Here is an 11,256-nt window from a genome sequence, read left to right on the forward strand (position 1 = left end):
CTCTTTGATTTGGGCAACGCCTATCTAAAATTGGTTAAATATCCCGATGCTGTCACTGCCTACCAAAAGGCTTTGAAAGCGGAGGAACAGTTTTGGCCAGCCCTGAACAATATTGGTTTGATCGAATACGAGCAGGGAAAAATTGACACTGCCCTCAAACGTTGGCAAGAGGTGATCAAAATCGATGCGGAACAGCCGGAACCCCAATTGGCGATCGCCGTGGCATTGTACAAGCAGGGCAAAACGGAAGAGGGATTGCGGAAGGCCCAGGATGCCCTTAACTTAGATAGTCGCTATGGGGAAATTGATTTCCTGATTAAGAATCTTTGGGGAGAGAAGTTAGTGGCGGACACTAAGGCCCTATTTGCCACCCCCACCATGGTGGAAGTGTTGCGGACCTTGCCACCCCCCAGTGATGATCTGTAGTGGGCTAGGTTTTGCTGGCCCGTTTTGATAAGTCGTTAACCTTGCCATTGCCATGACCCCAGACCAAGTAATTGTTGCCCTGGATGTACCGGATTTGCCTAAGGCGATCGCCCTGGTGAATCGTTTGCCGGGGGTGAATTTTTGGAAAGTGGGGCTGGAATTGTTTGTGGGGGCTGGGCCAGGTATTTTGGCAGAGTTAAAGGACCGGGGTAAGCGCATCTTTTTAGACCTGAAATTCCACGACATTCCCAACACGGTTTTGGGAGCCTGTTTGTCTGCCAGTCGGTACGAAGTGGATTTGTTAACCCTCCATGCCACTGTGGGGAGTCAAGCTCTAACCCTGGCCGCCCAAGCCATGGCCCCCTTGGAGCATCCCCCTAAACTGTTGGCCATTACCTTACTCACCAGCATCGGCGATCGCCAATTACGGGAAGAGTTGCAACAACCGTTGGCAGTGGAGGACTATGTCAGCACCATGGCCCAGTTGGCCCAAAACGCTGGCATTGATGGGGCAGTGTGCTCCCCCCAGGAAGTAGCTAAACTAAGGCAAACCTGTGGCTCGGACTTTTTATTAGTTACCCCCGGCGTGCGGCCCCTCTGGTCTGCCCAAGGAGATCAACAACGGGTTACCACTCCCTCCCAGGCGATCGCCGCTGGTGCCGATTATGTTGTTATTGGCCGGCCCATCACTGCTGATCCTAATCCTGAAGCCGCTTGGGAAAGATTATGCCAAGACCTTGCTTTCTGAACTTATTCCTGTTCTCCCAGGCTGTCAAATTTGGCCTATCTGTCACTGGCTTTACTTTGATATTGCTGACTAATCTGGGACTAAATCCCAGCCAAGCCAGAAATCGGCCATCCTCCGACCAAGGCCACTGCCAGCAATCCCTGACGGAATTGATGCCCCCCCTGCTGGAAGCTTTGCCCAGTTATACCAATCGGGTTATGCAGCGGAGTCAGATCGGCGATGTGCCCTTGAGGACTTACATTTTAATTGCGGGTAATGCCGATTTTGATCCCCTTCCCCTAGCCCAGCAACAGTGGCAACCAGCAGTACCGGACACCACTAAACAAGTCTTTTTTACCACCCTAGAAAGGAGTTACACCGACCAACGGGCGATCGCCAGTCAGAATTTTTACTGGGCATTTTTTGTGCAAACGGGGCAGGGTTGGCAGTTGGCGTTACTGTACCAACAATTAGGGGGAAGCTCCCCAGATCAGCCTACTTCTCCCCGACGGGATGCCAGCACCGGGGCGATCGCCCAAGGCATTCGTTTATGGTTGAGGGATTGTCAGGCGGGGGTGTTTGCTGCTAGTTAACCCGGCTTAAAATGACTGCAAACCATTGCTGGTCATCGGTCCACACTTGCAGGGGCTCTAGGCCATGGTCCGCCAACTGACGGGGAATGGCATTGGGATTATTAGCTTGGAGAGAAAATTTGCGGGATATTTCCGTGAGAATGGTTTCCCCGGCTTGGAAATTAATCGTTAAACCAAGGTTTTCCAGCCGTACAACTTGCTTGGTGCCACTCCGTAAATACATTTCAATTTGGGATTTTTGCTGGTTAAATATGGCCCGATGGGAAAAATTATCCAACGCAAAATTGCCCTGGAAACGCCAATTTAAATGGCGCAACATATTCAAATTAAATTCCGCTGTCACCCCCTGGGCATCGTTATAGGCCGCCTCTAAAATATCCACAGGTTTACACAAATCTACTCCTAGCAAAAAGTAATCCCCTGGGTCTAAAGCTTGCCCCACTTGCTCAAAAAAATCTTGACAATCATCAGCGGAAAAATTACCGAGGGAACTGCCTAAAAAGGCCATTAAGCGATGGGGATAATTATGATGGGGTAATGATGCCAGGGCCAACTGATACGTACTCACCAAACCCTGGACTGTTAATTGGGGATAAGTAGCTAAGATCGCCTCGGCATTTTCTTTTAAAATCGCTTCGCTAACATCAACGGGAATATAGCGTAGGGAAATATTTTGTTCCGCAAAGGCATCCAGTAAAATCCGGGTTTTGGTGGAACTACCACTGCCCAATTCAATGAAGTCACAGGCCCCCGTAATCTGCACCAATTCCTTGGCGATCGCCTGGAGAATGCTGGCCTCCGTACGGGTAGGATAATATTCCGGTAGTAGGCAAATTTGCTCAAACAGCAGGGAACCCCGGTCATCATAAAAATAGTGGGGGGGCAAAGTTTTGGGGGATGCCTGCAAACCGACAATGACATCTTGGCCATGGTTGACATAGCTCTGGGGATGACTGAGGAGACGGTTTTCAAGCTGCAGGCGGGGGGAATTTTGAACGGAGACCATGGTGAGGTGCAAAAACTAACACATCCTCGCACCATAACCTGAACTGTCCCTCCAGATCGACCCCCAGACCTTGGTTAAATAGCGACGAGGCTTGGGAACTTACCCAGGCGCAGGACAAATCTTCCCCATTGGTCTGAGAAAGTCCAGAATGATATTTGGGACATCAGCTCAGACTTTGGTAATGGCATTTAAGAACCTGTTGGTACAGTTTTAGTTAACCCCTACATCGACCCACTAAAACTTAGGTAATACTGGGAGCCTGTTTGTAAAGTCTTATTTTGCCCCCTAAATCTTTTCACTAAAGCTCCGGCAATACTAGGGGACTTCGCATCTGTTTCCCCCCAAATTTGGGGGGTCAGGGGGGCTTTTCAAGCACGTTCTGAAGACTTGCATTTCTCCCCCTTATCAACGGGTTAGAGGAAGAAACAACACCATCGTCTTCGTTTTTTCCAGATGACTAGGGAACAATGACGTTTTTGCTTTTTTGCTCTGCTTTCTTCGCCGCTTGCTTGGCTCGTTTTTCTGCTTGCTTTTTAGCAGCTTGTTCAGCGGCCAGACGACGTTTTTCCTCGGCTTTTTCCGCCTCTAATTTTTCCAAATAGTAGTGGTAATCACCGCTGTACACCACCAGTTCCCCATCCCGAATTTCCACTATTTTATTAGCTACCCGAGAAATAAAATAACGGTCGTGGGAGACTAGCACCACGGTGCCTTCATATTCCTGTAATGCTTCCTCTAACATTTCCTTGGCGGGAATATCCAGATGATTGGTGGGCTCATCAAGGATGAGAAAATTGGCCGGAGTGAGCAACATTTTTGCCAGGGCTAAGCGGGCTTTTTCTCCACCACTGAGAGCGGCCACTTTTTTAAATACGGTTTCCCCAGAAAAGAGAAATCGTCCCAACAGAGTCCGCACTTCTTCATTTTTCCAGTCGGGTACTTCATCATGGATGGTCTCCATCACGGTTTTTTCCAGGTCTAAAGCTTCCGCCTGGTTCTGCTCAAAATAGCCGGGCAAAATATTATGCTCCCCCATTTTTATTTGCCCTTCTTCTGGAGATTCCATACCCATAATCATCCGCAGAAGGGTGGATTTCCCGCAACCGTTGGGGCCCAGAAAAGCAATACGATCGCCCCGTTCAATTTCCAAATTAGCACCGAGAAAAAGTAGCTTATCGTTGTAGGAATGGGAAATGTCTTCAATCAGTGCCACTTGACGACCACTGCGGGGAGCAGGGGGGAAATGAAACTTAAGGGTTCTGACACCACCAACGGGGGCCTCTACCCGCTCAATTTTTTCTAGTTGTTTTTCCCGACTTTTAGCTTGGGTACTGCGGGTGGCACTGGCCCGGAATTTGTCCACAAAGGCCTGTTGTTTCACCAAGGCTTTTTGTTGATGTTCGTAGGCACTAGCTAAAGCTAAGTTACCTTCTTCCTTTTGCACAAGATAACTGGAATAGTTGCCCAGGTAGGTGGTGGATACACCCCGTTCCGTTTCCACAATTTTGGTACAAAGACGATCTAAAAATTCCCGGTCATGGGAGATGATCACCATGGGGGTTTTCAAACCCTTGAGATAGGTTTCTAGCCATTCAATGGTTTCTAAATCTAAATGGTTAGTGGGCTCGTCCAGCAGTAGTAAGTCCGGCTCCTGCAGTAGAATTTTGCCCAAACTGATCCGCATCTGCCAACCGCCGCTAAAGGAACTCACCAGGCGATCGCCATCTTCCGGCTCAAAACCAATTTCCGGCAAAATCCGCTCAATTTGCGACTCCAACCGATAACCGTCCAGGGCTTCAAACTGTCGTTGTAATTTATCTAATTTATGAATTAAATCTTCCAGGGCGTCCGGATCGGCCACTTCCATAGCCTGATGGACATGGTGCATGGAGTCCTGAACCTGGTTCGCCTCGGTGAATACGGTCCACATTTCCTCCCGTAAAGTACGGGTGGGGGTAACGTCAAATTCTTGGGTTAAATGGGCGATTTTCAGGGCCGTTGGCCGAATAATTTCCCCCGCAGTGGCCTCCACTTCCCCCATAATGATCTTGAGTTGGGTGGATTTTCCGGCCCCGTTGACCCCCACCAGGCCTACCCGTTCTTCTGGTTTAACTTCCCAGTTCACATCTTTAAGAACTTCGCCGGTGGGATAAATTTTGCGGATGTGTTCAAGTCGGAGCATAGGAATAAACCTGGAGGGAAACTGAGCTTCCAGTTTATCGAAAAACTGGCGTTAAAACCCCGTCCCCCACCATTGTGCCTGCGAGAGTATTAGCGAGGATTATCATCACCATGGTTGCAACCCCAGATTGGGTTAAAAAAGCTGTTTTCTATCAAATTTTTCCGGATCGTTTTGCCATTGGCCGCCATCAGGCGATCGCCGTTGCTCAACAACCAAAGTTAGAGCCATGGGACACTCCCCTCACAGTGCAGGGTTATAAGGGGGGAAATCTTTGGGGCGTGATTGAACAGTTAGATTATCTCCAGGAATTGGGTATTACGGCTCTCTATTTGACCCCCATTTTTCAGTCCGCCTGTAATCATCGTTACCACACCCATGACTATTACCAAGTGGACCCTCTCCTGGGAGGCAATGAAGCTTTGCAGGCCCTACTAACTGCGGCCCATAGTCGAGAAATGAAAGTAGTGTTGGACGGAGTGTTTAACCATGCCAGTCGGGGTTTCTACTTTTTCAACGACATTTTGGAAAACGGGCCCCATTCCCCCTGGTTAGATTGGTTTTACATCGAAGACTGGCCTTTATCAGCCTATGACGGTTCTTTGCCGGCTAATTATCGGGGTTGGGTAGATTTGCGAGCCTTGCCGCAGTTTAACCACGATAATCCCGACGTGCGGGAATATTTGATGCGGGTAGGGGAATATTGGATTGCCCAAGGCATTGATGGTTGGCGCTTGGATGTGCCCGATTGCGTCAAAGCGGCAGATTTTTGGCCAGAATTTCGCCGTCGGGTCAAAGCCATTAATCCAGAAGCCTACATTGTGGGGGAAATTTGGTGTGATGCTAGCCCTTGGTTAGGCGGAGATCAGTTTGATGGCGTGATGAATTATCGATTTACTGAACCAACAGTGGCCTTCACCATTGGCGATCGCCTGCAAAAAGAACATCTACGGGGGGAAGAATATTGTCCCTACCCCGCCCTCAACGCAGAAGCCTATGGAGAAAAAATTAGCCAACTTCTGCAACGACACCCCTGGGAGATTCAGTTAACCCAATTGAATTTGCTCAATAGCCACGACACCGCCCGCCTCTTAACCCTGGCCAATGGCGATCGCCCCAGCGTTAACCTAGCCCTCCTACTAATGTTTACTTTCCCTGGTGCTCCCTGTGTTTACTACGGTGACGAAGTGGGCTTAGCAGGGGGAGCAGATCCAGATTGCCGCCGAGTTTTTCCTGCAAAAACTGATTGGGATTTAGATTGTTGGGAATTTTATCGTCAATTGATCGCTCTGCGCCATCGCTATCAATGCTTGCAACTGGGGGATTACAAAATTCTCGTCACGGCAGGTATGGGCTATGTTTTCCAGCGGCAATACAGTGATGAAACCCTAATTATTGCTGTTAATGCGGGAGACAATGTCACAGAAATTTCATTATCTCCAGAAATTTTAGATTTAGACAAAATAGAAAGGATAGAGTCTATTTTTACCACTGATAGTCAAATAGAAATCCAACAAACTCCATCGGTTTTATCTGTAACTATGCCGCCTCAATCAGGAAAAATTTTTAGATTTGGACATCAAGAATGAAGCCGCACGAATACAGTCCCGCAAAAATATTTAAAATCAAATATCTTGAGTAACGAGAATTTATTCAAGTCGGCTGATTAGATCACCGCGCCGGAAGGTTGCAGATAGTTGCTGTAGGGAAATCTCTTGTTCTCCATAAAGATCTTCGAGTGCCTTTTGAATATCCTGCAATGAAGCATTAAAATAAATCTCACCATTTTTCTCAATAAGTTGTTGGGTAAATTTAAAATTTTTGTGGCTAATATCTTTGATTTGAACATTCATCTCATTCAAAAGTTTTTGTCCCATCTGCATTGCAATAAAACATGAAGCATAGCGAACAAAGTCTGGGTCAGTGGTTTCTGATCTTTTGCGACGATTTTCTGCAATTCTGTAAAGTTGAACAGCTACTATCACCTGGGCTCCGTTTAATTGTTCGGTGAATATCGAATCATATAGTTTTCCAAAATGCTCACGGGAGAAAAATTTTGCTTGGTGAGGTTTTCTTCTCCAAACAGATAATACTGCCTCAGCGGCTACCCCCGAGGTGATATCGGCAGACCGAGTGCTAGTATCAGATCGTTTCCGCCGATAGTTAAATCCCAATTGCTTAATATCCATTTCTAATCTTTGTTGACGTTCATCATTAGCTCGTAAATCTTTGAGATCTACTGGATTTTGGCTATTAGTGGCATAGGTTATTCTTTGCACTAAGCCTTCATTTTCAGAGGGCAATTGATAAAGTCGAAGAAGAACATAGGCTTGGGCATTTTGATGAAGTAAATGTGGTTGCTGTAAAGTTTTAGATATGGTTATACAGGTCTGACCACCATTAATAATTTGTAAATTCTCGACACGTACTTGATAATTACTGTCCTGCAGTGCGTTATATGAAAAGCTGTCACAAGTTAGGGTTATCCCATTGTTATAAAAGTAAAAATTATTTTTTTCATCACTAGTTAAAGTATGACGAATGTCCTCGTTAACACGATTTCCCTGTAATCCTAAATAGCGACGAATATTACGCTCTAATAATCGTTCACCATGTCGATCAATAAGTGTGGCAATTTCGGTGACGGAAATTCGACCTACCAGTACCCGGCTGAACTCCATATCTTCAACTATAGCTTTTCCACTCAGCTGTAAAGTATCTTTTACAGGTCTGGAAGCTTGAAGAATTTTTACGAGCCGGTCATGGTTGATATGTTCCCATGTAACCTGATCTCCAAATCCAGCACGCTCAATAGCTTCTTCACCAGATGAATTCCATTTCAGCCCATTATTACAAGCCAGCGCTCTAACTTGTGGAATATAACCATCCCGAATTAAACTACGAGCTTCTTCCACTTTTGTGAGTAATCTTTCGTTAATGTATTCTAGCTTGGCGGCCGGATTAAATAAATATTGAATGGCGTTTATTAATTTCTCTATTCCTTCCTCCGGAAAATTAGAATTTCCTTCTAAACTGTTCTTATATTTACCCTGAAATAGGCTAACTGTAAATTCGCCGTCATACTCCTCCGAGATGTGCATGGCATCAACTCCAAAGTCCCCTCCTCCTTCGGTTAAGCAATCAAAAGCTTTGTCATTTTCTAAATCTAAGATAGTTTGAACACATAGATAAACAAAGGCAAGGGATTTAAGCTTGCCTTCATCTTTTATATTTAATTCTTCAGAAGCTTTTTGGCGAATATCTTCAACAATTGATAGCAAACGCTGGTCAATGATAGATGTATTGATGTTCATATATTTTTACTCCATAAATAGACAACAAATAGATGGGATAATTTTATCTCACTTGACCCATTCAAAAAATTTCCCGTGGATATGTTGCTGTCTTTTTGATTTGGCTGATTTCAAGAATAGAAAAGATCGGGTTAAGTTTTGTCAACCAGGTCCGATGATAATAGTTGGCGATCGCCCTCGACCGTATAACTCTTAGTTTTTGGTAGTTTTGGGTTATATCAGTCTTTAGCGGTAGTTTTTCTAGGTTAAGCTGAGTTAGGGCTTATTTGTTAGAGCAACACTTGTCAATTTAGAGCGCAGAGTAAACGAGCAATGACGCAGAAAGTAGTGGTGGGACTATCCGGTGGGGTAGATAGTTCGGTGGCGGCGGCCCTGTTGCACCGTCAAGGTTATGCCGTGGTGGGGGTGACTCTCTGGTTAATGAAGGGTAAGGGTCAGTGCTGTTCGGAAGGGCTGGTGGATGCCGCTTCTATCTGTGAACAGTTGGGAGTACCCCATGAAATTGTTGATACCAGGGATTTATTCCAAAATCACATCATTGATTACCTGGTGCAGGGTTACGGTGAGGGAGTGACTCCATTGCCCTGTTCCCAATGTAATAAGGCGGTGAAGTTTGGCCCTATGTTGCAATACGCCCAACAGTCCCTTGGTATCGATAAAATTGCCACGGGGCATTATGCTCGCATTCGCTTTAACGAAGACAGTCAACGCTATGAGTTGTTGCGGGCGGTCGATCGCCAGAAGGATCAATCCTATTTTTTGTATGACCTGTCCCAGGAAATTTTGGCGGCAACCCTGTTTCCCCTGGGGGAACAAACCAAGACCGTTACCCGACAGTTGGCGGCGGAGTTTGACCTCAGCACAGCAGAGAAGAAGGATAGTCAGGATTTATGTCTGATTGAAGCCCATGGCTCCATGAGGGACTTTTTGGACAAATACATTGCCCCCAAAGCAGGGGAAATTGTCGACCTGTCCGGGGCGGTGCTGGGTCACCATGAGGGCATTCACCACTACACCATTGGGCAACGGAAAGGGTTGGGCATTGCGGCGGCGGAACCTTTATACGTTGTTAAACTCGATCCGGTAATGAATCGGGTTATTGTTGGCGATCGCCAGAGTGCGGGCAGTGGGGAATGCTACGTGCAAAGGTTAAATTGGGTTTCCATTCCCGAACCAACGGCCCCCATCCGTTGTGAGGTGCAGGTGCGCTACCGTTCTGCTCCGGTGACGGTTAATGCAATTTCCTGGGACGACCAACAAATCAAACTGGTGTTTGACGAACCCCAATTTGGCATCACCCCCGGCCAAGCGGCAGTATTCTACGACGGTGATCGGGTGTTAGGGGGAGGTATTATCTGCCCCCAAAGGTCGGAGGGGCAAAGGACCTAGGCAGCATCGCCCCCCACTACCACATCCCGGATGCGTAAACTGGGGCCACCGCAACCCACTGCTAGGCCATTTTGGCCCCCTTTACCACAGCCCCCGGACTCATCCCAATAAAAGTCGTCGGCGATCGCCTCGATGTTAGCCAGGGTTTTAAAGACATTGCCAGAGAGGGTCACATCCTTAACCGGTTCTGCTAGCTGGCCATGGCGGATCATCCAAGCCTCCCCCGCACTGAAGGTGAACATTTCCCCATTGGTCATACCCCCGAGCCAGTTTTGGGCATAAACCCCCTCCTCAATGCCGTCTAACAAATGGGCCACAGGGGTTGCTCCCCGGCCAATCCACGTATTGGTCATGCGCACAATGGGGGGATAGTGGTAATTCAAACAGCGGGCATTACCAGTGGGTTGTTCCCCCAACTTCCCTGCCGTTTCTCGGGAGTGGAGTCTGCCTACCAACTCGCCGTCTTTAATTAGTTGGGTGGTGGTGGCCGGTACCCCTTCGTCGTCAAAACCGTAACTGCCCCGGTGCCCTGGGGGGGCCGCCCCATCAAAAATTTGCAACTCCGGCGGACCAAAGCGTCGCCCCAAACTCATCACTTCCAAAAAGTCGGGATTTTCGTAGAGCATATCTGCTTCGGATAAATGGCCAAAGGCCTCGTGGACAAACAGCCCAGTCAAAATGGGGTCAATTACCACCGGATAAATTTTTCCCTGCACTGTGGGCAAAGTTAACGCTTTCACCGCCCGTTTCGCAGCCCCCTGCACCACGGCATCTAAATTTTCCAAGTCCCCATAGCCCCGGCGGGAGCCTGTGGTTTCCCTACCTACTTGCACCCCATTGCCATCCTTTGCAGTGGCGGCAAAACGCATTTCCAAGTCCCACCAACATTGCTCCAACAAAGTCCCTTCCGAAGTGGCGAGCAACACCGTTTGTTGACTGTCGCCATATCGCACATGGGTGGTGGTAATTTTATCGCTGGTGCCCCGGAGCAGATCATTGTAATGGTCACAGAGGGCTTTTTTATCAGCCAAACTAATCTCACGGGGGTCTTTACCCGTCAAAGGATTAATAAAGGTTTGCTGGACTGGATCAATGGGAGCCAACAGGGTTTCATCGTCCCCAATTAACCGGGCCGCGGCGATCGCCTCTTCTAATCTTTGGCGTAACTGCTCCCAACGATTAAAACTGGCAAACCCCCAACCCCCTTGATGGCAAACCCGCACCTGGCCACCAATGGCAATGCCCTCACTGAGAGTTTCCACCTGGTTACCCCGTAAGCTAATTTGGGTGCCTTCAGACTGTTCCAACCGGATACTGATAAAGTCCGCCTGGGACTGGTAACGGCCAATTAGTTCCGGTAGGGTTGCTTTAATGGTGGCTAAGTTCATTGGAGAAGAATTAGGGAATTATTAACCATGATACTTTTCCCACCTCTGCCTAACCGCCAAGGTCTTATTAAGTTAAACAGCTTTCAACCTAGGAGAAGATGATTTGGGAACCGGGAGCGTTAATTTTCACCGATAAAACCTGATGATTTTTAAAAGTTTCCGCCAAACGGGGATGCACTGATGGTGGGGCAAAAAATAACATAAACCCCCCCGCTCCGGCCCCCAGCAACTTAC

General features: G+C 47.7%; 9 protein-coding genes. 5 read left to right on the forward strand and 4 right to left on the reverse strand.

Annotated features, from left to right (window positions below; all coding sequences use genetic code 11):
- The 3 genes from IQ219_RS09890 to IQ219_RS09900 all read left to right on the forward strand — a co-directional run.
- A partial coding sequence (locus tag IQ219_RS09890) for a tetratricopeptide repeat protein (RefSeq protein ID WP_194072486.1) occupies positions 1-426 on the forward strand: 426 nt, incomplete at its 5' end.
- 52 nt (positions 427-478) lie between these two features.
- Complete coding sequence (pyrF, locus tag IQ219_RS09895) at positions 479-1,174, forward strand: orotidine-5'-phosphate decarboxylase (protein WP_194072487.1); 696 nt, start codon at positions 479-481, stop codon at positions 1,172-1,174.
- Positions 1,153-1,746: a hypothetical protein gene (locus IQ219_RS09900; RefSeq protein WP_194072488.1), complete on the forward strand. Its 594-nt coding sequence runs from the start codon at positions 1,153-1,155 to the stop codon at positions 1,744-1,746. The genes pyrF and IQ219_RS09900 overlap by 22 nt, the downstream gene beginning before the upstream one ends.
- Here the strand turns inward: IQ219_RS09900 and egtD are convergent.
- Both egtD and abc-f read right to left on the reverse strand, forming a co-directional pair.
- On the reverse strand, positions 1,739-2,752 hold the full coding sequence (gene egtD, locus IQ219_RS09905) for an L-histidine N(alpha)-methyltransferase (RefSeq protein ID WP_194072489.1): 1,014 nt from the start codon (positions 2,750-2,752) through the stop codon (positions 1,739-1,741). The genes IQ219_RS09900 and egtD overlap by 8 nt on opposite strands.
- A 457-nt stretch (positions 2,753-3,209) precedes the next feature.
- Positions 3,210-4,934: a ribosomal protection-like ABC-F family protein gene (gene abc-f / locus IQ219_RS09910; protein WP_194072490.1), complete on the reverse strand. Its 1,725-nt coding sequence runs from the start codon at positions 4,932-4,934 to the stop codon at positions 3,210-3,212.
- Between the two features lie 110 nt (positions 4,935-5,044).
- Here abc-f and IQ219_RS09915 point away from each other — a divergent pair, with 110 nt between their 5' ends.
- The gene (locus IQ219_RS09915; protein ID WP_194072491.1) at positions 5,045-6,520 is read left to right on the forward strand and encodes a glycoside hydrolase family 13 protein; all 1,476 of its coding nucleotides are present in this window, start codon (positions 5,045-5,047) and stop codon (positions 6,518-6,520) included.
- A 60-nt stretch (positions 6,521-6,580) separates the two neighbouring features.
- Here the strand turns inward: IQ219_RS09915 and IQ219_RS09920 are convergent, their stop codons facing one another.
- The gene (locus IQ219_RS09920) at positions 6,581-8,245 is read right to left on the reverse strand and encodes an AIPR family protein (RefSeq protein WP_194072492.1); all 1,665 of its coding nucleotides are present in this window, start codon (positions 8,243-8,245) and stop codon (positions 6,581-6,583) included.
- Positions 8,246-8,557: 312 nt separating this feature from the next.
- Between IQ219_RS09920 and mnmA the strand changes: the two genes are divergently transcribed.
- Complete coding sequence (mnmA, locus tag IQ219_RS09925) at positions 8,558-9,634, forward strand: tRNA 2-thiouridine(34) synthase MnmA (protein ID WP_194072493.1); 1,077 nt, start codon at positions 8,558-8,560, stop codon at positions 9,632-9,634.
- On the opposite strand, the gene IQ219_RS09930 is transcribed toward mnmA, so the two are convergent.
- Positions 9,631-11,022 carry a TldD/PmbA family protein gene (locus IQ219_RS09930; protein WP_194072494.1) on the reverse strand — a complete coding sequence of 464 codons (1,392 nt, stop codon included), beginning with the start codon at positions 11,020-11,022 and terminating at the stop codon, positions 9,631-9,633. The two genes, mnmA and IQ219_RS09930, sit on opposite strands and share 4 nt — an antisense overlap.
- Between the last annotated feature and the right edge of the window lie 234 nt (positions 11,023-11,256).

The organism is Synechocystis sp. LEGE 06083 (assembly GCF_015207725.1).
Lineage (GTDB): Bacteria > Cyanobacteriota > Cyanobacteriia > Cyanobacteriales > Microcystaceae > Synechocystis > Synechocystis salina.